Genomic DNA, 21,005 nt, shown 5'->3' with positions numbered 1-21,005 from the left:
TCAGTTCCCGAGCCAACGTCGCAGGCTAGGCCAAAGCGAGGCCGGCACAACCACGAGCAGTGCAAGCAGCAGGAGGGCGCTCATGCCGAGCAGCCAGTTCGAGTGGACGTCGCGCACGGGGGATTGATGCATGGCAGCCAAGCCCCATAGGACGTACCACCCCAGCCATGGAATGAGGCTGATCAGGATCCGCAGCCACAGGCGGCGGAACCGCCATGGCTGCACAGCCAGGCCCAGCGCTGTCATTTCCACGAGGACGATCAGCGCGAATGTGATCACCGAGCCGATGGGATAGGGCAGCGTCCCGGACTCGGTGTGACGCAGTTGCCAGTAGTCTGGCTTGAAGCCGGCATGGATGAGCGCGGCAACCAGCAGCAGCCACACAACCAGTGCGAACTGCCAGAAGCCTCTTGATGCTGCAGGGGGCTGGGAAGAGGATTTCATCTACTGGGTCAGGTAACCCTGCCGCTTCCAGAAGTTCATCGCGAACACATCATCTCTCGCGAAGTACGGGGCTTCTCCGCTCAGCAGGTCAGCATTCGCACTGCGCATTTCCCTCGCGCCACGCTTGTAGATACGCAGTGCGCCTGCCAGTTCAGCCCCTCCAACGGGATCCAGTTGAGCCGGAGAGTCCTCCAGATCCTGGTCGGCCTTGTAGCGGATTCGGACGCGCTCACTGCCATCCATGCAGGTTTCAACGTCGAAGTAATAGCTCTCGATCACGCTCGTGCCGTCAGGCTGATTCAGTTCGCGAGACAGGCGAAGTGTAGGTTCCACTGGATCTGGTCCCTGCTCCTGTTGGCGAAATGCCGCATGACAGTGACCGATCCAGAATCCGCAACGGTCATCATCGTCATAGTTGTCGTAGGGCTGGCAGATCTCCAGCGCAAGAAGATCCTTGATCTCGCTCGCTGGAATGATCTCCGCGGTCCAATGGCGGCTGGACGCCCCTTCCTGCAGAAATTGCCAGGCTTTTAGGACGAGTGAAACGTGGGCGGGCGGGATCTCATGCGCTTCCACTCGCGCCCATTCGCTCTGGTCGCTATTGACATCACTGCAGATGTAATTCCAGAGACCCCAGCCAGTCTCGGGCCTTCGTCCCTTGAGGCGATCAATTATTCCGACAGATGTCTCAACCCGCTCCATGACGAAGCGTGCGGCGATATTCCTTGATGGGTCTTCCATCTGCATGATGTAAGAGGGGGCGCCAGCATCCTCGATGTCCGCTCGTACTTGAAGTGAGAGGCCGTCACGATGGAAATCATAGCCGCAGATATTCATCGGAAGCATGTCTTCGGCGCAGATCCGCAGGAAGTTGTCTGGACTGATAGTGCCGTCGCCAAACAGATTCACTGTGCATAGCAGCGGGTCCGGCGCTGACAGGCCCTCCGCACGGATGACGCTCTTTCCGGCAGTGAGCCTTTCCAGCATGGCTCCCGCGTCCAATGACCAGAAACTGTCCGGATCCTCGGATTCGCGTGACAGACAGTCGGGTTCGATGATCTGCTCAATTCCGTCGTCAGTGATGGCTTCGTCGTCCATCCGACGCACGCAGTGAACCGAGCCATCGAATTGCATGGAGTAGTCGGTTTGAATGAGAACCGCTGCCTCGGTGTTCCCAACGACGTGCAGTTCCCCATGGTTGTAGTCGCCCCAGAACAGCTCGCGGACCCGCAGGTTGCCGCCTACGCGGATTTCCTGTCCGCCGACGATGGCATTGGTTGTCGTCAGGTCGCCCGAGACAAGCAGTCCGCATGCGCCGTCGGTTTCAAGGCTGTGAACATGGCGTGTGATCTCTGCATTGCCGCGAACCAGAATGAAACGGATGTACGCACCAAGATCCTCTTCCCGCCACGGGGCCAGCGGGTCGTCGAGATCCAGTGTGTCCAGCTTGAGATCGCCATCAACTAGGAGAACCAACTCATCGGGATCACCCCAGACGTAGTGCTCTGGTGCGTATGTTGAGTCCTGCGGTACCTCAGCCTTTATGTCGGCGTATCGGACGACCTGAAAGGGGCATTCCGGAGAAAGGTGAGCAACGATTTCCTCGGGTGTCGGTACGGGCGGTTGTCGCATGACGGCGACGAGTTCGCCATGCGACGCTTCACGGAAGAGCTGGAACTCGACAAGCTGGGCCAGTATCGAGAAGTGCACGGGTGCCTCAACCACCTGCAGTGAGTCCAGTTGCGCGACGCCTCCCAATCCGAGTGCAGGGAAGAATCCGTAGCAATGTCCTACACCCAAGGGGCCTTGCGCCAGCACTGCTGCATCGAACATTGGATGGCCGTCTTTGTCGACCAAGTCCAACCTCTCTTCAGGGAGCCGGAAGACGGAAGTTGCATCTCCGCCGATATCACCTGGCGAGAATCTGTCCTCCGTCAATCGCCTGCAGAGGACTGAGCCGCTCAAGAGATCGATCTGGCCCGGACCGTACTGCGTATGCACGAAGTAGATGGTGCCGAACGCAGAGTAAGCGTAGGCGAGTGTGTCCTCTGGAGCGAGATCCGGATCGTGCCGTAACGCCAGCTCCATCACCATTGCGAGATCCTGCGGATGGCATAGCTGGATGCGGCCGCCTCTGAAGACTGATCGCCCGCGACGGATCAGCAGGTCGCGAATCGCAGCTGGTACTACGTTTTCGAGTGCGTCAACTTCTACGTTGCTGAGGGGGGCAGAATTCAAAAGGCTCGATTGCTGCATGGACGGTCCTGACTCGACAGGAGGTCACTGCTGGGCATGGTCAATCGGAACGCTGCCAGTGCTGGAGACCTCGGGTCAGATACTGTCTGTCATAGATCTACCTTGAGGCTATGCAACTAATCTGAAAAGAGGCGCGCGGGCGTGGCCTCGCATTCGCGATTCAGCATCTTCGACTACCGGCAGTCGGAGTTGCTGGAAGAAGCTCGCCTGAGCGCCCGCCATGCGCTCACCGCCGACACCACGCACAGCGCCAGCAGCAGTCCCACGTCCAGCAGCAGCAACCACAGCAGGTGCATGCCGTGCACCGGTGGTTGATGCATGGCCGACAGCATCCACGGTACCGACCACGCCAGCAGCAGAACGAAGGCAATCAACAGGCGCAGCCACAGTCGCTTCAGTTTCCATGGCCGCACGATCAAGGCGGCCACGACCAGTTCAACCGTGCCCAGCAACGCGAACATGATGACGGTGCTGGTCGGGTAGGACAGTTCGGCGCCTTCCAGGCGGTGCAGCAACCAGTAGTCCGGGGTGAAGCCGGCATTGACCAGCGCAGCGATCAGCGCCAGCCAGGTCAGCGCGACCAGCAGCCAGAACAGGCGGATGTAACGTCTAGGCATCGGCGGTGTCCATGGTAGCGGGCAGGCGGCTGCGTGATGCATAGCACACCGATGTGGCGATCGCGGCCAGCGCCAGCAGGCCAGGCCCGACAGTGAAGTACAGCAGGCGCAGCGGGTGGTTGTGCATCAGCGTCCAGGTCGCGAACGTCAGCGGAACCGCCAGCACCAACAGCTTGGCGAACAGCGGCCGCAGCACCGCAATCAGTGGCTGGGCACCGAGGAACATATGGAACAGATAGAACTGGGCGATGCCAAGGCCGATGTCGCGATGCGAGGTGAAGCCGAAATTGTCGCGATACCAGTTCATTCCCAGCGGAATCAGTGCCCAGTACAGCAGCGCTACTACCAGATGCAGCAGCAGGGCGATCAACAGGGGCTTGCCGCGAAGGAACATGGGCGCACGGGGTTGGGCGGGGCAGCGTACCCCAGTGCGGACGCCCGTGACCGCATCGTGTGAAGACTGTTGACGGCGTGAAGGAATTTGGACACAATAGCGCTCCTTCGACGCAGGTCGAACGGAATCTGCGGGAATAGCTCAGTTGGTAGAGCGCAACCTTGCCAAGGTTGAGGTCGCGAGTTCGAGTCTCGTTTCCCGCTCCAGATTCTACAGGGCCCCGGTAGGGGCCTTGTTTTTCTCCCGCCACGGCAAGGCGGGGCACGTTGGGCCACAAGGCTTTACGCGCAGTCAGAAAAGTGAAATCGCTGGTGTGTGTTCCGGATTTCCGGTACCATGGCGGCTTATGCGGGAATAGCTCAGTTGGTAGAGCGCAACCTTGCCAAGGTTGAGGTCGCGAGTTCGAGTCTCGTTTCCCGCTCCATGTTCCGACAGGCCCCATCATGGGGTTTTGTCTTGTCAGGGCTCCGTTCCTGGCGCGCAGTACGTTGGCCTCATGGCAGAGTGGCTATGCACCGGATTGCAAATCCGTTTACAGCGGTTCGATTCCGCTTGAGGCCTCCAATTGAAAAGCCCTGACTCCGGTCAGGGCTTTTTGTTTGTCTGGATACCGGCACGTGCCCGGATCGATACTCGCTACAGCCGGGCCAGCGCCTGCACCGTGGCCTGCGTCAGCGGCTGGGGCAGTGAATCCACGGCAAACCAGCCTAGCCCGGTCTGCACACCCGGCTCCTGGATGGAGGCCTCGGTGCAGGTAGTTGCCCGTGCCTCGTAGATCGGCGCAACCCAGTGCTGCGCAAGCGCCGGCTCGAAATGATCGGCCACGCATAGCAGGCGCAGCAGCTGCACTTCCAAGGCGGTCTCCTCGCGGACTTCGCGGACCACGGCAGCCTCTACCGTTTCCATCCAGTCGACTTTGCCGCCGGGCAGGCCCCAATGCCCGCGCTCCGGATCGCGTCCGCGCTGGATCAGCAGGATGCGGCCGTCGGCATCACGGACGACGACGCCGCATCCAACGCGGGGAATCTGCAGTTCAGTCATGGCAGAGAATGAAGAAGGAGCCGTCTTCATTCTTGCATGCACGCCGTATCAGGCGAACCCGCGCTAGGCTGGGCACCTGTGCATCAGCAACCTCACAGGTGTGTCGCATGCTTCTCCGGCAACTCGGCGCTGACGACGCCGATATTCTCTGGCAAGCACGGTTGCAGGCCCTTCGCGAGTCGCCTGCGGCGTTCCTGTCCACGCTGGCCGAGGCGCAGAATGACTCGGCGGACGTGATGCGCGCCCAGCTTGGCGATCCTGGTACGCGCTACTTCGGCACGTTCGTGGACGGCATGCTGGTGGGTTTCCTGCGTTACGTACGCCCGGTGCGGATGGCGCGACGGCATACGGCGGAAGTGCACAGTGTCCATGTGGGTGCTGGCCATCGAGGCCAGGGTATCGCCCGTCAACTTCTTCTTGCCGCGTTCACGGCTGCGCGCGCGGAAGGCATTGAATCGCTCACTCTCACGGTGCTGGCGGACAACGCCGCCGCGCGCGCGCTGTATGAATCGCTGGGTTTCACCGAATCCGGCGTCGAGCCGCGCGCGGTGAAGCGCGACGGCCGCTATGTGGACATGGTGTCGTACTGGATTTCAGTGACCAGCCACCCACCATCGCCGGCACCTTGAATCACCCGCTCTACGCCGGATCGTGGACCGGCGTCTGCGCGCGGAAGTTGCGCCCGACTGGTTCACCCACGCTCAGGTAGTGGCGGAACAGATAGATCAACGGTTTCCAGTGGGCGACATCGATGTGCTGGGTGCCAGCCACGGTGATCGCTTCGTGCGCATGCACGCAACGGATCCGTCCTTCGACGATCACGAAGCCCTGGCCGTCATCTTCGGCGGGCGGGTGCATCGCCATCATGCTGACTTCCACCTGCAGCGGGCACTCGGCAATCGCCTCTGGCGCGACGTGCGTCGAGGCGACCGCACTGAAGCCCCCCAGCGCGAACTTGTCACGCACATGCACGTAGCCCATGGCCTGTTTGGCTGTGGGCACCGGGTCGCAGCCTGTCGCGCGCGCGATGGCCTCGACCTGTGCGGCCTGCGCGGAGGATGGGAAGTTCAGTACGCACTCGTTGCGCAGCTGCAGGTTGCGATAGCCCTGACCCTGCACGCCTAGGCCCAGCACTACCCGGTTGCCCAGGGCCCAGAACGAAGACAACGGACTGATGTTGCTGCTGCCGTCGTCGTTCAGCGTGGTCATCAGCAACACAGGCGTGCCCGGGTACAGGACCGAAGGGGTGATGCGGCGGCGGGGAATCGGAGCGGTTTTCACGGCAGGCCTTGCGCTATCGGGGTGGCCACTGTGCCTTGGCAGCGGGTGCCGACGCTTCGGCCTGCATCGAACTGTCGGCCTGCAACGGCGTGCCACAATGCGGGCATGGTCCACACCTCCGGTTCCCTTGTCAGCGTCGGTGCCCTGGTTGGCGACCAGGCGCGCGCATCCATGCTGCTGCAGTTGATGGATGGGCGTGCGTATACTGCGACGGAGCTGGCACGCGTGGCTGGGGTGACACCGCAGACGGCGAGCACGCATCTGCGCAGGCTGGTCGAGGGCGACCTGCTGGTCGCTGTCGCGCAGGGGCGCCACCGCTATCACCGGCTGGCCTCGCACGAAGTCGCCGACATGCTGGAGGGCATGCTGCGCGTTGGGGACCGCACGCCGTGCTGCACCGCAGTGGCATCACGCAGCATGCCGGCGTTGCGCCAGGCGCGTTCCTGCTACCGGCATCTGGCCGGTGTGCATGCGGTGGCGATCACCGACCGCTTGTTGCAGGCCGAACACCTGGTACCGCACCAGGCGCATTGGCAGGTGAGTGTGGAGGGCGCAGCGTTCCTGCAGGAGCTCGGCCAGCCGCTGGCTGAGCTGCTGCGGCTTCCCGTGACGGTCAAGCCTGCGCGCTACTGCCGAGGATGCCTGGACTGCACCGAGCGGCGCCCGCATCTGGCCGGGCTGGTCGGCGAGGCGATGCTGGACAGCTTCGTGAAGAACGATTGGCTTCGGCGGGTTGAGGGTCGACGCGAACTGCGCCTGACGCAGCCGGGGCGCGAAGCGCTGTGGACGCGGTTCGGCCTGGCGACATAAGGGCCCCTCCCGTCTCATTCGCCCACGACATGGCAAGGCGCTATGGTCGAGTTCCAAGTCTTAGGGAGCTGCAATGGCGAGCAAGGACATGAACGATCGCGGCACGCTGGCGGTATGCCGGCAATGAGCAAATCTTCTGTGGAAGTACGTTGGCTGACGTTCCGGCTGATGAACGGCCAGTCGATCGGACCGGATCGGCTGAAGGATGGATGGGTGATTGCTTCGGAGACCCGCCACTGTGGCGTGCGGCGTGAAGCCATCGAAGGCGCGGGCGTGGTCTACGCGCTGTATGCACCGGCCAACCTGGCCTCACCGCGGCGCGCGGAGATGCGCATGCGCGAATTCCTGATGAGCTCCGGCTACACCTTCACCATGGGTACGCTGGGCGGCTGACGCCGCCCTTTTGGGGATTACGGGCGTACGGTCAGTGCCTGGCCGAGCATGCCGATCGGACCGCGCGCATCGTGCAGCACGGTGCTGGTCAAGCCGAGACCCTGGTGGCCAAACGACACCGACGTGTCGAAGCCCAGCCACTCGCCTTCGGGCATGCCGAACAGGTGCGCGGTCAGATCGAGGTTGGGGAAGGCGACCTCCTTCGGATCGGCGCGCACGGCCATGCCATTGGACAGATCGAACAGGGTGGCGGCACGGGCCAGCGGACTGACCGGCTCGCCGTCCAGCAGCGCGTGCTTCGCGCGCGCCCAGTAGGTGGCACGGCCGGGCCCCTGATCATGTCGGCGGATCTCCACGCTCTTGATGAAACCGCCTGGCCAGACCGTACCTGGGTCCCACGCGGGCATTGATTCCGGCGGAGCAATGCCGGTGATCGGCGTGCCGGCGATGGCCTGCGTATCGTTCGGGCGCATCAGCCATGCACGCACGCGCAGCGCCGGGCGATCGTCATGGCGCAGCGTGGCTTCGACCAGTTCGATGGTGCGACCACCGCGCAGCACCTGTACGTCGGCCTCCATCGCTTCGATCGGAATGGTGCCGAGGATGTCGTAGGACAGGCGCGCGATCAGAAAACCGTGCCCACGCGCTGCGGCGTCGCGTTCCAGGTGGTGCGCCAGCAGCCCGATCGCAGGTGCGATGTGTTGTTCGCGGATGTTCCAGGCGCCGCCCGTGTGTTCGGTCGGCAGGTAGCGGGTGTCGCTCAGTCGTTCGAAGAAGGCCATCGTATGCGTTGTGTCAGCAGGGAGGGGAGGCGGCAGATGCTGCGCGGGTCCCTGCATCGTAAGCGTTTGGCAGCGTGGCCGGCTGAGCCGGCTCCCGCAGGAGCCGGCCGGATGCCGGTCAGGAGGACTGGCAATCCATTTCGCGGCACATCTTGTACTGGGCCAGGCATTCTGCGGGTGTCTTGGCCAGTGGGCCTGAAGTTGCGCGCAGACAATATTCGTACTGCTGGCTGCAGAATTCACAGGGGCCTGCGGCGAAGGCCAGCCCGGTCACGGCCATGCCAAGGAACATCACGGTCTTCAAGGTCGTCTTGATCATCACGTCAGTCCTTTGTGTGCCCGTCAATGGGCCCGGCCACCATAGCAGTCCTTATGGCGCGCCCCTGATGAGCTGCGACACGTTGAGCTCAACGCTGGATTGCCTTCAAGGCGTCGACAACCTGTGCTTCAGAGAAGCCACAATGCCCTTCGCCCACCGGCGGCAGCACGCGCGGCAATGGTCGCGCGCCAGCCTGTGCGGCCATCTGCGGATACACCGCCTGCATGTGCGGCACGATGGTGGGATCGTTGTTGTTGAACTGGACCGCCAGCGGTCGCTTCAACGCGCCGCTCAGTGCCAGCTTCGCGCGGACATCGGCCTGTGCCGCAGGCACGGGAGCGATGCGCTGCACGCCGGCATTGAACGCGGCGTCGTCACCGAATCCGCTGTACACCACACCAAGGTTGCCGGCCGGCATGCCGCCGCTGCGCGTGGCCAGTTCATGCAGGACCAGCGTGTGCAGGCTGATTGTCCCGGCCAGTGCATCCGGAGCGACCTGCAGTCGCTTGGCGAGCATGTCGGCATGCTGGGGATTCCGTTGCAGCGCGTCGGCGATGCCCTGATAGAGCACTCCCTGCGGCAGCACGGCCGCTTCATGCGAAGCCAGTCCGGTGGCCGGCAGGCCTGCAGCGTTGGGGAAAAAGTAATCGAAGGCGACCAGCGTGGTCAGCAGATCTGCGGCGATCTGTTCGCCACTGAGATTGGCACCGCACAGCGAGACGCCACCCGTGTAGTGCTTCGGGTAGCGCTCGAGGCTGGCGAGTGCCACCGCGCCGCCCATCGAGAATCCGAGCAGCCAGGTGTGGCGCACGCGCTTGAGTTCGCCCAGCGCGTGCTGGCGCAGGCGCTCCATGTCGGTGATCGCATCGGCCACTGCCCAGCCCTGGCTGGCGTAGGCACTCTGCGCGACGGCGTAGCCTGCGGACAGCAGCGTTGCGGTGCTGTCATTGGCGGTCATCGGCGTAGTGCGTGGCACGCCCACCGGCTCGTAGCCGTGCGCCAGCATCACCAGGTCGCCGTTCCAGTCAGCCGGCACGTCCAGGCGCCAGGGTGCGCCCTGCAGCTCACCGCTGAGCATGCGTGGTGCCGTGGGGGGCGCAGCCAGCAGCGATGCCGCAGGCAGCAGAAGGCCGAGGGCGAGGGCGCATCGAAGCAAGGGTCGCATCGTGGTCATTCCATGCGGGAATGGCGCCGAGCATAGATCCCCGCAAAACCTTGCGCGCGCTGCACTGCCGCAGGGGATTGCCCGCCGGCCAGGCTGCGCTCTACGCTGGCGGCATGGTCCTGCACAGCACCGCGTCGATTATCCGCATTCCCCACGGGAAGGCGGGATAGCGCGCGGTCGCCACGGCCATGCAACCCGCCCGGGAGGGCGGGTTGCATGCGGCGCTCTCCCGGGTACTGGAATCCATCAAGGAGAACGCAGATGCATCATCTTTCATCGACCGACAATGCGCCGACCCTGCACCTGGTGTGCGGCAAGATCGGTTCCGGCAAATCCACCCTGTCGCAGCAGCTGGCGGCGCAGCCACGTCATGTGCTGATCAGCGAGGACGCCTGGCTGGCCGCGCTGTATCCCGACCAGATCCATTCCGTTGCCGATTACCTGCAGCGCGCGGCCGCGCTGCGCGGAGCGCTGACGCAGCATGTATGCGCAATCCTGCAGGCCGGCGTTTCGGTCGTGCTCGACGTTCCGTTCAATACGCGGGCCGCCCGTGCATGGGGCCGAGAACTGTTCGAGTCGGCCGGTGTTGCCCACCAGCTGCATTTTCTCGATGTTGCCGACGCCATCTGCAAGGCGCGGCTGCATGCCCGCAACGCGCGCGGTGAGCACCCGTTCCAGCCCAGCGACGAAGCCTTCGAGCAGATCACCCGTCACTTCGTGGCACCTGCGCAGGAGGAGGGCTTCGTGGTGATCCGCCATTCACAGGATGCTTGAGGGCCCGGAGAGGGCGGCGTTCAGTCGACCATTTCGGTGGTGATTCCGATACGATCTGTCGCATTGAGCTCGCCTCGCTTGACCCGGAGTCCCGTCATGGTCGACCGTCTCGCCATACTGCTCGAACGTTTTGCGGTGACCGCCTCGGTATTCCATGCCGGTGCGCTGTGCGGCATCAACACGCTGGAGGGCGAAGACGAGGCGGGTCAGCTGCACCTGGTGCGGCGCGGGCCGGTGCAGGTCAGCCACGGGCAGCAGACCGTGCAGGTCGAAGTGCCGAGCCTGCTGCTGTATCCGCGGCCGATGCCGCATCGATTCAGCACCGACCCGCAGCAGGGCGCCGACATGGCCTGCGCCAACCTGCATTTCGAGGGTGGCCGGCTCAATCCGATCAGCGCCGCGCTGCCTGATTTCATCTGCCTGCCGCTGGCCGATCTGTATGGCGGCAACGCGGCGCTGGAACTGCTGTTCGAAGAAGCGTTCGAGCAGCGTTGCGGGCGGGCGGCGATGGTCAACCGGCTGTTCGAGGTGGTGATGATCCAGGTGCTGCGTCAGCTGATGGAAGGCGGCGAGATGCGTGGCGGCCTGTTCGCCGGGCTGGGTCATCCGCGGCTGCGGTTGGCGCTGGTGGCGATGCATGAAGCGCCGGCGCAGGCGTGGACGCTGGAAGACCTGGCCGAAGTGGCCGGCATGTCACGCAGCGTGTTCGCCGCCAGCTTCCGCGAGGCGATGGGCACCACGCCGGGCCAGTACCTGCAGGGCTGGCGGGTGGGGCTGGCGCAGCAGGCACTGCGCCAAGGCAGACCGCTGAAGCGGATTGCCGACGATGTGGGGTACGGCAGCGAAGCGGCGCTGTCGCGCGCGTTCAAGGCGCACACCGGGCAGTCGCCGCGGGAATGGCGGGGACAGGCCCGTGCCAGTGCGGCCTGAGCGTCAGCCGAGCACCAGCCGGGCCAGCTTCATCCCACCGAACAGGCCGGCCAGGCCCAGTGCCACCGAGCCGCCGGCATACAGTGCCGCCAGCCCATGCTGGCCACGCTGCAGCAGCAGGCCGATCTCCAGCGCATAGGTGGAAAACGTGGTGTAGCCGCCGAGGATGCCGGTGGCCAGCAACAGGCGCAGCTGCGGCGAGGCGCCATTGCGCATCGCGAAGACCTCGACCACCACGCCCATCAGCAGGGCGCCGCTGACGTTGATCAGGAAGGTCGACCAGGGCCAGGGACTGCCGACGGCCACCCGCGCGCCGATCAGGTTGCAGGCATGGCGCAGGCAGGCACCGATGCCGCCTCCGACGAAGACCAGGAAATAATTGTTCAGTGTTTGCATGGCGTGCCTCGAATGCGGGTTCGCAGGGTCAATGGCGAACGCCGAGGGCAGGCACGACCTGCCGTCGACGAACACCGGGTTCGTCCTGGCAGGAGCCATCAGCCTTCTCAGGCGGTTATCGGGGGAGCCCCATCCCCATCGCGGTCCATGCTACCAGCGGCGGTGCATTCACGTCATCGAGGTCGTCAGCACGCGGGCGACCTTGCTGCGGCTGAAGCCATCCATCAGCAGTTCGAACGCGAGCAGATCCAACGCTGCATGGCGGCGATGGTCGATCTCCAGCCCGTTCTCGGCTACCAGGTGACTGACCAGCTCGTAGGCGTCCTGCCAGACATCCAGATGGGCCTGGCTGGGGATGTAGGCGCTGCCAGGCTCACCGACGCCGAGCCCGCTGACCCCGTAAAGCAGCTCGCGTGCGTCCAGCTTGGCCGCATCGGCGATGCGGAACAGCTGTTCGGCCTTAACGTGCGAGGCACTCACATGGTCGTTGAGCCAGTTGCTGATGGTTGCTGTCGTTGATTTGGCGGCGCGTGCCAGATCGGCTGGGCGTGGGTGCCCGGCTTTCTTCATGGCTGCCGCGAGTCGTTGGCCGAGAGTATTCATCTATGCAAGGCAGCTTAACGCGTGGATTGCGAAGAAGCCTTGTCGCAAGAATCAGTCTGGTTAACAGAAGGACCGACCGTGACCGAATTCTGGAGCAAGCGGCAGGTGCGCACCCGGCTGGGATTCCAGACCGATGCCGAACTGGCCCGCTTCTTTGGCATCAGCCGTTCCGCAGTGTCGCAATGGCCGAAGGATTTCCCGATTCCGGCCCTGCGGCAGTACATCCTGCATCAGCGCTATCCGAACCTGTTCCCCACGACAGAAGCGTCGGCGGGCGAATCCATCTGACTTGCGCCGCCTTTTGTCGCATTTAGCACGCTAAGCGCAATTTGCTAAGTATGCTTAGCAAAATAGGCAAGATCGATCGATCTGAGGGTCACAATCGGCGCCATCTACTGGAGTCATCGGTCCATGGTTCCCGCGGCCTGTCGGCTTCACCCCATCCGGGGGCCCCGGGGTCCCGTATGTAGTTTCGTGAACGATTAATAATTTCAATCACGAAAGTCGCTGCATGTAATTGACCTGTCGTGAAATCTATGACTAATTGGAGTCAACCAGGCGTGAAGCCTGGGAGTCTTTCAGTAGCACGCAAGTGAGTCGGTAGACCGTCAACAATGCAGAACAAGTCCAACGGAGGTCGTATGGAATACGGCATGCATGGCTTGGCTGAACGGGTACGCCGCGAACTGGAAGCCAGTTACCACAAACACGGATGCGGTCCGGCGTTCTGGGATACCTACCAGCAGGTGCTGGACCGTCTGGTCCCGCAGGGGACCGAGCGTACCGAAGTCACCAACGAAATGGCGCTGATCATCGAACAGCTGGGCATCGTCCGGCGTGCGCAGCTTGTGCCGCCGCACGCCAGCGGGTCGCGTTGATTCAGAGCAGGCGCCAGGCGCCGCAGGCAAGCAGCGCCAGCAACAAGGACAGCAGCGCCAACGTCCGGGGTCGCCACAGGCGCTTCGGTTGTCCGGCCATTGCCTGCGGACTGCAGTAGCGCACCAGCGCCGGACCGAAACCGGCCCGGTGCTGCTGTTGTGCGCAGGCCTCCAGGCAGGCACCGCAGGCCAGGCAATCGGCCTGCGGTCCCTGGCGGATGTCCAGTTGCATCGGGCAGGCAATGACGCAGGCCGCGCAATCGGTGCAATCACCCAGACGGTCGGCGCTGAAGGTCGGCATCGGTCCGGCCAGCAGCGGATGCGCGGCGCGGAATACGTAGTCCTGCGCAGTGGTCGGGTCGAGCAGGCCGCGGCCACGGCCCAGCACCCCGCCGAGCCCGGATGGACGTGGCCCGCGCGGCTCACCGCGACGGGCGTCGTACAGCATGCGCGGCGTATGCGGATCGGTCAGCAGTGGCTGCATGCGTGCGAACGGGCACAGCGAACGGCAGACCTGCTCGCGCAGGAAACCGGCGTTTCCCCAGGTGGCAGCGGCATAGAACAGTACCCAGAACGTTTCCCAGCCGCTCCAGCCAGCGTTTGGCGCGGCGGCCAGCAAGCCGGTGATCGGGCTGAACAGGCCGACGAAGGTAATGCCGGTCCACACTGACAGCAGTCCCCAGGCAAGCTGGGTGACCGGGCGTACAGCAGGTGCCGGCAGCATGCGGGCCGCGCTGCGGGCGATCCAGTCGAAGGCGCGCCGCCACAGCGTCTGCGGGCAGGCATGGCCGCACCAGATGCGTCCGGCGAGGTGGGTAAGCAGCGCCAGGCCGACGGCCAGCACCGCCAGCAGGCCGATCAGTACGCCGACGTCGCCGGGCCACAGGGTCCAGCCGAACAGGTCGAATCGCCGCGCGTTGATGTCCAGCAGCAGCGCCTGGCGGCCCTCCCAGCGCAGCCACGGCAGTGCGTAGAACAGCGCCAGCAGGGCGGCGCTGAGCGTGCCGCGCCAGTGCCAGGGACGGGGAGTCCGGGTACATGACGTGCTCATCCCAGCGGCAGCTCGTCGTCGTCATCGCTCGGCATGGGCCGCTGCAGGTACCAGGTGACCGCGCTGGACAGTGCCGTCACCGACCAGAACATGAAGAATCCCGCCGTGTAACCCAGTTCGCGGCTGATTGCGGTGCCCGGGAAACTGATGGCCTGCAGGCGCAATGGATCGACGAAGGCGAAGAACACCACGCTGGCCACGCCGGCGGCGATGAAGCTGGGCCAGAGGATGGCGCCCCACTGCTGGATCAGCCGCTGGCGGCGGTTGGGAGAAGGTCTGTTCATGCTGTCCCGGATCGAAAAGTGGGCGGCGCGTATACTTCGCCAGGGTCGGCGCTGCATCCGCAGGGCATGCTTCCTGCAAGCGTGCCAGCCTAGGTGCAGCGGACTGCGCCGACATTGATCTGGATCAACGGTGGTGATGGCCGGCTGCGGCACACTGCCGGCAAGCTTTGGGTGCCCCGATGAACGCAACACCGCCGCCTGTTCTTCCCGTTGCCTCGCCCGAGTTGTGCACCGAGCAGGAAGTGACCCGCCTGGTTCACGACTTCTATGCGCGCGTGCGCGAGGAAGAGCGGCTGGGGCCGGTGTTCGGCGCGCACGTCCACGATTGGCCCGAGCACCTGGCGCAGCTGGTCGACTTCTGGTCGGCGATGTTGCGCGGCACCCGCCGCTTCAAGGGCTCGCCGATGTCCAAGCACATGGCCATCGAGCTGGACAAGGACCTGTTCGACCGCTGGCTGGTGCTGTTCCGGATCACCACCGCCGAATGCAACAACCCGCCGATGCAGGAGCTGGCCAACGACGTGGCCGCGCGCATCGGTGACACCTTCTGGAAGCGCTACCAGATGCTGCGCTGGCCGCAGGTCGGCCTGCCGGTGCTGGGCATCCCTGCCAAGGATTGATCTGGGTCAAGGCGGCGCGGGCCGCCCGGCGCGATGCTGGCGGCATGGACACGTTCTCTCCCGCCGCCGGTGGCCTGGCCTGGACCTTCGACCCCGATCTTCTGCGCCGGCACGACCGGCCGGGCCCTCGCTACACCTCGTACCCGACCGCGCCGCATTTCCATGATGGCTTCGACGCGCCGGCGCTGCGCCAGGCGATCGCCGACAGCAACCAGCTGGCCCGCGCGCTGTCGTTGTACGTGCATGTGCCGTTCTGTTCCAGCCCCTGCTTCTACTGCGGCTGCAACCGGGTGATCACCCGTGATCGCGGTCGTGGCCACAGCTACGTCTCACGCGTGCTGGCCGAGGCCGACCTGCTGGCGCCGCAGTTCGATGACGGCCGTGAAGTGATCCAGCTGCACCTGGGCGGTGGTACGCCGAACTTCCTCGATGCCGAAGCGATGACCACGCTGGTGGAAGGATTGCGCCGGCGCTTCGATTTCAGTGATTCGCCGCAGCGCGATTTCTCGATCGAACTCGATCCGCGCTTCATCGACACCCGCGACGTCGCCATGCTGGCGCGGCTGGGCTTCAACCGGGCCAGCCTGGGCGTGCAGGATTTCGATCCGCAGGTGCAGGAATCGATCAACCGCGTGCAGGGCGTGCAGCAGACGCTGGACATCCTGCGCGCCTGCCGCGACAGCGGCATGCGTTCGGTCAACGTCGATCTGATCTATGGGTTGCCGGGACAGAGCCTGGAAGGCTTCGGTCGCACCCTCGAGCTGCTGCTGGCGCTGCGCCCGGACCGCCTGGCGGTCTACGGCTACGCGCATCTGCCGCATCTGTTCCGCGCACAGAAGCAGATCGACGAAAGCTGTTTGCCGTCGCCGGAAGACAAGCTGGCGCTGCTGGGCCTGGCGGTGGAGAAGCTCTCCGCGGCGGGCTACCAGTACATCGGCATGGATCACTTTGCGTTGCCGGAAGAGGATCTGTCGCGCGCACAACGCGCCGGCCAGCTGCATCGCAACTTCATGGGCTATACCACCCACGCCGATACCGATCTGCTTGGCCTGGGCGTGAGTGCGATCAGCCACATCGGTGCCACCTACAGCCAGAATCCGCGCGACCTGCCGTCGTGGGAGGACGCGGTGGACCAGGGCCAGCTGCCGGTCTGGCGCGGCGTGGCGTTGAGTGCCGACGACCAGTTGCGCGCGGAACTGATCCAGCAGCTGATGTGCCAGGGCGAGGTGGATGGCGTGCTGCTGGGGCAGCGTCACGGCTTGGATTTCGAGCAGTACTTTGCCGAGGACCTGCGTTCGGTACAGCGGCTGCAGGAAGACGGCCTGGCCGAATACCGCGATGGCGTGGTGCGTGCCAGTGAACCCGGGCGACCGCTGCTGCGGTTGCTGGCGATGTGCTTTGACCCGTATCTGCGTGCCGCGCACGAGCAACCACGTTACTCGCGGGCGATCTGAAAGCGGGACGTGCTGCGTGCGTGTGGTGCCCGGAGCCGGAATCGAACCGGCATGGGGTTGCCCCCGGCGGATTTTAAGTCCGATGCGTCTACCAGTTTCGCCATCCGGGCCTGCAGTGCGGCGCCGATTGTAGCCCACCTGCGGTTCCGCAACCGGATTGCATCATGGCCGCGGCGTGCTTAACTGTCGATCGCATTCATGTCATAGTCCCTGCCATCGTTCCCAGGGGGGGAGCCACCTGATGTCGCTGCACGCGATTGCCTATGCCAGTGAGGCCCGCGCCGATCTGCAGACAACCGATCTTGACCGCCTGCTGGCCGACGCCACGGCATTCAATCGTGTAGCCGGTGTCACCGGTGTGCTGATGTTCGACGGAGCGCGCTTCCTGCAGTATCTCGAGGGCCCGGAGGACGGCATCGATTCGGTGTTCCAGCGCATCCTCAATGCGCGCAGCCACGGGCAGCTGAAAGTGTTATGCCGTGCCCCCGTGGTGCAGCGCGCATTTCCGCGCTGGTCGATGGGCACGCGACGGATCGAAGCGGACCTGCTGGCACAGATCATCGACACCGCCTGGCCAGGCTTCCTTCAGGGCAGTGGTGGCTTCGAACGCCTGCTGCAGGCCTGGACCGGCGCCGACGGCGAACTGGAACCGGCCGCGGTGGCGTTGGGGTCCTGAGCCCGCCTTGGCGGCAGGGCGCCGGGGCCGGTAGGCTGTAGCCTTTCTGGCGCAGGTTTTCCGGAGTGGTGCAGCAGATGAGTGTGTTGGCCGAGGCCATGGCAGCGTATGTGCGATCGCATCCGTTGCGCGGGATGTGCCGATGAGTGCGCCGGTAGCGGCGGCCAGCGCACCCCGGTTTGCGGTGATCGGCCTGGGCTACGTCGGCCTGCCGTTGGCGGTGGCGTTTGGCCGGCAGTGGCCGACGTTGGGTTTCGATATCGATGCCGCTCGCATCGCCGAGCTGCGCAACGGCCAGGACCACACGCTGGAAATGGAATCCGACGAGCTGGCCAGTGCGCAGCTGCTGCAGTACGGCAGCGATCCGGCACTGCTCGATGCCTGCAACGTCTACATCGTCACCGTGCCGACCCCGATCGATGCTTACGAGCAGCCTGACCTGGAGCCCCTGCGTTCAGCGACACGGCTGATTGCCAGTCATCTTCGCGCCGGCGACCTGGTGATCTACGAGTCCACGGTCTACCCCGGTACCACCGAGGAAGTGTGCGTGCCGCTGCTGGAGCAGGGTTCGGGCCTGCGCTTCAACGAAGACTTCTATTGCGGCTACAGCCCGGAACGGGTCAGCCCCGGCGACCGCCAGCGGCGCCTGGCCGACATCCGCAAGATCACTTCCGGCTCGACAGCGGAAGTTGCTGCGGTGATTGATGGTCTGTACCAGCGCATCATCGCCGCCGGTACCTTCCCGGCACCGTCGATGCGGGTGGCCGAAGCGGCCAAGGTGGTCGAGAACATCCAGCGCGACGTCAACATTGCGCTGGTCAACGAGCTGGCCCTGATCTTCGACAGGCTGGGCATCGATACCCAGGACGTACTGGACGCCGCCGGCAGCAAGTGGAATTTCCTGCCGTTCCGGCCGGGGCTGGTCGGCGGCCACTGCATCGGCGTGGACCCGTACTATCTGCTGCACAAGTCCGAGAGCGTGGGCTATCACCCGGACCTGATCCACACCGCACGACAGGTCAACAACCGCGTCGGCGAGCACGTGGCGGCGCGGGTGCTGGCGATGCTGGCCGAGCGTGGCCGTGCGCCGGCGGACGCACGCATCCTGGTGCTGGGCGTGACCTTCAAGGAGGATTGCCCGGACCTGCGCAACAGCCGCGCGCTGGAACTGGCGCAACGCCTGCGTGATGCCGGTGCGCAGGTGGAGGTCAGCGACCCCTGGGTCGGCCCGGCGGCGCTGACCGGCGAGGGCCTGGATTGGCTGGCCGATCCCGGGGCGGGGTGCTATGACGCGGTGGTGCTGGCAGTGGCCCACGCCCGTTTCAAGGCGATGGATGAATCCGCAATCCGGGCGCTGCTGGCGCCGGGAGGCCTGGTCTACGACGTGAAATCGGCCTGGCCGCGCAACGTGGTTGACGATCGCTTGTAAGCCTTGGCAGCGGGCGGCGCGGTAGACTCGGGGGCAGTTGCAACCGAGGAAAGCCATGCACCGGTATATCGTCTACCTGCTCGCCATCCTGATGTTCCCGATATGCCTGTGGCTGGCCACGATCTGGCCGGCCTGGTATTGGGGCGTCGGCCTGACTGCCGCGATGGTGGCGCTGGGGACCTGGGACCTGCTGCAGAAACGCAGCACGCTGCGCCGCAACTATCCGGTGATGGCGCACTTCCGCTACGGGCTGGAATCGATCGGCCCGGAGATCCGCCAGTACTTCGTGCAGAGCGACCTGGAAGACGTGCCGTTCTCGCGCCAGCAGCGTGCACTGATCTACCAGCGCGCCAAGAACGAGATGGACACGGTGCCGTTCGGCACCCTGCGCAGCACCTATGCGGTGGATTACGAGTGGATCAACCATTCGCTGGCACCGACCGCCATCGCCAAGCATGACTTCCGTGTGTTGATCGGCCCGAACTGTGCCAAGCCTTATTCGGCCAGCGTGTTCAACATCTCGGCGATGAGCTTCGGTTCACTGTCGGCCAATGCCATCCGCGCGCTGAACGAAGGCGCGCGCCAGGGCGGCTTCTACCACGACACCGGCGAGGGTTCGATCTCGCCCTATCACCGCGAGATGGGTGGTGACCTGGTGTGGGAGATCGGCTCGGGCTATTTCGGTTGCCGTGACGAGAAGGGCGGTTTCAGCGAGGAGCGCTTCGTTGCCAATGCCACCCATGATCAGGTCAAGATGATCGAGATCAAGCTGTCGCAGGGCGCCAAGCCCGGCCACGGTGGCGTGCTGCCGGCGCCGAAGGTGACCGCCGAGATCTCGGTGACGCGTGGCGTGCCGATGGGTGTGGACTGCGTGTCACCCTCGCGTCACTCGGCGTTCTCGACGCCGGTCGAGCTGCTGCAGTTCGTCGCCCGCCTGCGCGAGCTGTCCGGTGGCAAGCCGGTCGGTTTCAAGTTGGCCATCGGCCACCCGTGGGAGTGGTTCGGCATTGCCAAGGCGATACATGAGACCGGCCTGCTGCCGGACTTCATCGTGGTCGACGGTGCCGAGGGAGGTACCGGCGCGGCGCCGGCCGAATTCGTCGACCATGTCGGCGTGCCGATGCACGAAGCGCTGCTGCTGGTGCACAACACCCTGGTCGGCCTCGACCTGCGCGATCGCATCCGCATCGGCGCGGCCGGCAAGATCACCAGTGCGTTCGACATCGCGCGGACCATCGCGCTGGGGGCCGACTGGTGCAATGCCGGCCGTGGCTTCATGTTCGCGCTGGGCTGCATCCAGTCGTTGAGCTGCCACACCGACAAATGCCCAACCGGCATCGCCACCCAGGATCCTGCGCGCTGGAAGCACCTGGATGCACCGGACAAGGCCACCCGCGTGTACAGCTACCACGAGCACACGCTGCACGCCTTGAAGGAACTGCTGTGTGCCGCGGGCCTGAACGATCCGGCCGAGCTGGGGCCGGAGCACATCCTGCGCCGCGTCTCACCGGTGGAAATCCGTTCACTGGCCTCGCTGTACCGCTACCTGGAACCAGGCGAACTGCTGCACAAGGTGCCCGACCATGCGGTGTTCCATGCGTTCTGGGCCGATGCACGCAGCGACTCGTTCCAGCCGCCGCCGAAGATCCAGGCGCTGCGCGCCAGCAAGTCGCGGTAACCGTTGCTGTAGCGTCGAGCCCTGCTCGACTGCCTTTCGATCAGGCGTCGAGATTAACGATTCTGTAGAGTCGAGTCTTGCTCGACTGCCTTTCAATCAGGCATCGCGCTGTTGGAACGAAGAACAGCCGAGCATGGGCTCGGCTCTACAAGGAGGCGTCATGCAGTTCAGGACCGGCACCATGGATGATGTGGCCAGGCTGTGGGCCCTGCGCACGCGCTGTGTGCGCGAGACCTGCAGCAGCCATTACCCTCCCGAGGTCATCGCGCCCTGGTCTGCCTCGCCGCCACCGTCGCAGTACGCGCGGCTGTTGTCGCAGGGGGGCTGCGTGGTGGCCGAGGACGGGCAGGGTGTCCTGCTCGGGTTCGGCGTGTTTGATACCGATGCCAACGAGGTTGATGCGTTGTTCGTCGATCCGGATCGCGGCGGCAAGGGCATCGGCCAGGCGCTGATGCAGCGCCTGCTGGCGATGGCCGATCGTGATCGTGAGGTAGTGCTGTCGGCCTCGCTCAACGCCGTGCCGTTCTATCAACGGCACGGGTTCATCAGCGTGCGCGAAGAGACCTATCCGCATCCCAGTGGCGTGGCGCTGGCCTCGGTGAGCATGCGCCGGCCGTGGTGATGTAGCGTCGGGCTTGCTCGATGTTTTTTGTAGAGTCGGGGGGGGGGGGGGCGGGGGGGGGGCGGGGGGGGGGCCGGGGGGGGCTGGGGGGAGGCAAGAAAGCCCCGG

At 64.7% G+C, this 21,005-nt stretch carries 26 protein-coding genes, 4 tRNA genes and 1 riboswitch; of the genes, 16 read left to right on the top strand and 14 right to left on the bottom strand.

Annotated features, from left to right (window positions below; translation table 11 throughout):
- The 4 genes from V3B25_RS04225 to V3B25_RS04210 form a co-directional block, all read right to left on the bottom strand.
- Window positions 1-444, bottom strand: a complete 444-nt coding sequence (locus tag V3B25_RS04225; RefSeq protein WP_329810160.1) for a hypothetical protein — start codon at window positions 442-444, stop codon at window positions 1-3.
- Window positions 445-2,700: a T6SS immunity protein Tdi1 domain-containing protein gene (locus V3B25_RS04220; protein ID WP_329810159.1), complete on the bottom strand. Its 2,256-nt coding sequence runs from the start codon at window positions 2,698-2,700 to the stop codon at window positions 445-447.
- Window positions 2,701-2,873: 173 nt separating this feature from the next.
- Window positions 2,874-3,317: a hypothetical protein gene (locus tag V3B25_RS04215; RefSeq protein ID WP_032128917.1), complete on the bottom strand. Its 444-nt coding sequence runs from the start codon at window positions 3,315-3,317 to the stop codon at window positions 2,874-2,876.
- Window positions 3,310-3,711, bottom strand: a complete 402-nt coding sequence (locus V3B25_RS04210; protein ID WP_049463679.1) for a hypothetical protein — start codon at window positions 3,709-3,711, stop codon at window positions 3,310-3,312. The genes V3B25_RS04215 and V3B25_RS04210 overlap by 8 nt, the downstream gene beginning before the upstream one ends.
- 130 nt (window positions 3,712-3,841) lie before the next feature.
- Here V3B25_RS04210 and V3B25_RS04205 point away from each other — a divergent pair.
- From V3B25_RS04205 to V3B25_RS04195, 3 genes are all read left to right on the top strand, one after another.
- Window positions 3,842-3,917: transfer RNA gene (locus tag V3B25_RS04205), tRNA-Gly, on the top strand.
- A gap of 142 nt (window positions 3,918-4,059) precedes the next feature.
- Window positions 4,060-4,135: transfer RNA gene (locus tag V3B25_RS04200), tRNA-Gly, on the top strand.
- A gap of 66 nt (window positions 4,136-4,201) precedes the next feature.
- Window positions 4,202-4,275, top strand: a tRNA-Cys gene (locus V3B25_RS04195).
- Between the two features lie 72 nt (window positions 4,276-4,347).
- Here V3B25_RS04195 and V3B25_RS04190 read toward each other — a convergent pair.
- A complete protein-coding gene (locus tag V3B25_RS04190) occupies window positions 4,348-4,752 on the bottom strand; it encodes an NUDIX domain-containing protein (RefSeq protein ID WP_329810157.1) in 405 nt (134 codons plus the stop codon).
- Window positions 4,753-4,859: 107 nt separating this feature from the next.
- Here V3B25_RS04190 and V3B25_RS04185 point away from each other — a divergent pair, with 107 nt between their 5' ends.
- Window positions 4,860-5,381: a GNAT family N-acetyltransferase gene (locus V3B25_RS04185; protein WP_329810155.1), complete on the top strand. Its 522-nt coding sequence runs from the start codon at window positions 4,860-4,862 to the stop codon at window positions 5,379-5,381.
- Between the two features lie 10 nt (window positions 5,382-5,391).
- On the opposite strand, the gene V3B25_RS04180 is transcribed toward V3B25_RS04185, so the two are convergent.
- Window positions 5,392-6,033 (bottom strand): flavin reductase, encoded by a 642-nt coding sequence (locus tag V3B25_RS04180; protein WP_329810154.1) that lies wholly within the window; start codon window positions 6,031-6,033, stop codon window positions 5,392-5,394.
- 105 nt (window positions 6,034-6,138) lie between these two features.
- Here V3B25_RS04180 and V3B25_RS04175 point away from each other — a divergent pair, with 105 nt between their 5' ends.
- Window positions 6,139-6,843, top strand: coding sequence for a winged helix-turn-helix domain-containing protein (locus V3B25_RS04175; protein WP_329810153.1), 705 nt, complete (start codon window positions 6,139-6,141; stop codon window positions 6,841-6,843).
- 123 nt (window positions 6,844-6,966) lie between these two features.
- Complete coding sequence (locus tag V3B25_RS04170) at window positions 6,967-7,236, top strand: hypothetical protein (protein ID WP_032128923.1); 270 nt, start codon at window positions 6,967-6,969, stop codon at window positions 7,234-7,236.
- Window positions 7,237-7,253: 17 nt separating this feature from the next.
- Here V3B25_RS04170 and V3B25_RS04165 read toward each other — a convergent pair whose 3' ends face one another.
- From V3B25_RS04165 to V3B25_RS04155, 3 genes are all read right to left on the bottom strand, one after another.
- Entirely contained in the window at window positions 7,254-8,018 is a 765-nt protein-coding gene (locus V3B25_RS04165; RefSeq protein WP_049461945.1) for a thioesterase family protein, read from the bottom strand.
- Window positions 8,019-8,136: 118 nt separating this feature from the next.
- Entirely contained in the window at window positions 8,137-8,337 is a 201-nt protein-coding gene (locus tag V3B25_RS04160; protein WP_032128925.1) for a hypothetical protein, read from the bottom strand.
- An 88-nt stretch (window positions 8,338-8,425) separates the two neighbouring features.
- A complete protein-coding gene (locus V3B25_RS04155) occupies window positions 8,426-9,502 on the bottom strand; it encodes a hypothetical protein (protein ID WP_329810152.1) in 1,077 nt (358 codons plus the stop codon).
- A gap of 261 nt (window positions 9,503-9,763) precedes the next feature.
- Here V3B25_RS04155 and V3B25_RS04150 point away from each other — a divergent pair, with 261 nt between their 5' ends.
- Together V3B25_RS04150 and V3B25_RS04145 are read left to right on the top strand one after the other, a co-directional pair.
- The gene (locus tag V3B25_RS04150; protein ID WP_329810151.1) at window positions 9,764-10,276 is read left to right on the top strand and encodes an ATP-binding protein; all 513 of its coding nucleotides are present in this window, start codon (window positions 9,764-9,766) and stop codon (window positions 10,274-10,276) included.
- A 96-nt stretch (window positions 10,277-10,372) separates the two neighbouring features.
- Entirely contained in the window at window positions 10,373-11,206 is an 834-nt protein-coding gene (locus tag V3B25_RS04145; protein WP_032128928.1) for an AraC family transcriptional regulator, read from the top strand.
- Between the two features lie 3 nt (window positions 11,207-11,209).
- Here the strand turns inward: V3B25_RS04145 and crcB are convergent, their stop codons facing one another.
- Entirely contained in the window at window positions 11,210-11,602 is a 393-nt protein-coding gene (gene crcB, locus V3B25_RS04140; protein WP_032128929.1) for a fluoride efflux transporter CrcB, read from the bottom strand.
- Window positions 11,603-11,684: 82 nt separating this feature from the next.
- A riboswitch (Fluoride riboswitch) is annotated at window positions 11,685-11,748 on the bottom strand.
- Between the two features lie 22 nt (window positions 11,749-11,770).
- On the bottom strand, window positions 11,771-12,172 hold the full coding sequence (locus V3B25_RS04135) for a transcriptional regulator (RefSeq protein WP_010486043.1): 402 nt from the start codon (window positions 12,170-12,172) through the stop codon (window positions 11,771-11,773).
- A 111-nt stretch (window positions 12,173-12,283) separates the two neighbouring features.
- On the opposite strand from V3B25_RS04135, the gene V3B25_RS04130 reads away from it, so the two are divergent.
- Both V3B25_RS04130 and V3B25_RS04125 read left to right on the top strand, forming a co-directional pair.
- Entirely contained in the window at window positions 12,284-12,493 is a 210-nt protein-coding gene (locus tag V3B25_RS04130; RefSeq protein WP_032128930.1) for a hypothetical protein, read from the top strand.
- Between the two features lie 353 nt (window positions 12,494-12,846).
- The gene (locus tag V3B25_RS04125; RefSeq protein WP_032128931.1) at window positions 12,847-13,083 is read left to right on the top strand and encodes a hypothetical protein; all 237 of its coding nucleotides are present in this window, start codon (window positions 12,847-12,849) and stop codon (window positions 13,081-13,083) included.
- Window position 13,084: 1 nt separating this feature from the next.
- Here the strand turns inward: V3B25_RS04125 and V3B25_RS04120 are convergent, their stop codons facing one another.
- Both V3B25_RS04120 and V3B25_RS04115 read right to left on the bottom strand, forming a co-directional pair.
- A complete protein-coding gene (locus V3B25_RS04120) occupies window positions 13,085-14,134 on the bottom strand; it encodes a 4Fe-4S dicluster domain-containing protein (protein ID WP_121503772.1) in 1,050 nt (349 codons plus the stop codon).
- Complete coding sequence (locus tag V3B25_RS04115; protein WP_010486039.1) at window positions 14,131-14,418, bottom strand: hypothetical protein; 288 nt, start codon at window positions 14,416-14,418, stop codon at window positions 14,131-14,133. The genes V3B25_RS04120 and V3B25_RS04115 overlap by 4 nt, the downstream gene beginning before the upstream one ends.
- Before the next feature lie 179 nt (window positions 14,419-14,597).
- On the opposite strand from V3B25_RS04115, the gene V3B25_RS04110 reads away from it, so the two are divergent.
- Both V3B25_RS04110 and hemN read left to right on the top strand, forming a co-directional pair.
- Window positions 14,598-15,038 (top strand): group III truncated hemoglobin, encoded by a 441-nt coding sequence (locus V3B25_RS04110; RefSeq protein WP_032128934.1) that lies wholly within the window; start codon window positions 14,598-14,600, stop codon window positions 15,036-15,038.
- A gap of 44 nt (window positions 15,039-15,082) precedes the next feature.
- Window positions 15,083-16,492, top strand: coding sequence for an oxygen-independent coproporphyrinogen III oxidase (gene hemN / locus V3B25_RS04105; protein WP_329810150.1), 1,410 nt, complete (start codon window positions 15,083-15,085; stop codon window positions 16,490-16,492).
- A 23-nt stretch (window positions 16,493-16,515) separates the two neighbouring features.
- On the opposite strand, the gene V3B25_RS04100 is transcribed toward hemN, so the two are convergent.
- Window positions 16,516-16,602 (bottom strand) — tRNA-Leu (locus tag V3B25_RS04100).
- Window positions 16,603-16,733: 131 nt separating this feature from the next.
- On the opposite strand from V3B25_RS04100, the gene V3B25_RS04095 reads away from it, so the two are divergent.
- The 4 genes from V3B25_RS04095 (at window position 16,734) to V3B25_RS04080 (ending at window position 20,897) form a co-directional block, all read left to right on the top strand.
- Complete coding sequence (locus V3B25_RS04095; RefSeq protein WP_329810148.1) at window positions 16,734-17,168, top strand: BLUF domain-containing protein; 435 nt, start codon at window positions 16,734-16,736, stop codon at window positions 17,166-17,168.
- 142 nt (window positions 17,169-17,310) lie between these two features.
- Window positions 17,311-18,597: a nucleotide sugar dehydrogenase gene (locus V3B25_RS04090; protein ID WP_329810147.1), complete on the top strand. Its 1,287-nt coding sequence runs from the start codon at window positions 17,311-17,313 to the stop codon at window positions 18,595-18,597.
- 55 nt (window positions 18,598-18,652) lie between these two features.
- Entirely contained in the window at window positions 18,653-20,275 is a 1,623-nt protein-coding gene (locus V3B25_RS04085; protein ID WP_106467655.1) for an FMN-binding glutamate synthase family protein, read from the top strand.
- 160 nt (window positions 20,276-20,435) lie between these two features.
- On the top strand, window positions 20,436-20,897 hold the full coding sequence (locus tag V3B25_RS04080) for a GNAT family N-acetyltransferase (RefSeq protein WP_049399957.1): 462 nt from the start codon (window positions 20,436-20,438) through the stop codon (window positions 20,895-20,897).
- Window positions 20,898-21,005 lie beyond the last annotated feature (108 nt).

This window comes from Stenotrophomonas sp. SMYL8, from assembly GCF_036320065.1.
GTDB classification, from domain to species: domain Bacteria; phylum Pseudomonadota; class Gammaproteobacteria; order Xanthomonadales; family Xanthomonadaceae; genus Stenotrophomonas; species Stenotrophomonas maltophilia_A.
This window is presented reverse-complemented; position numbering and strand designations above follow the sequence as displayed.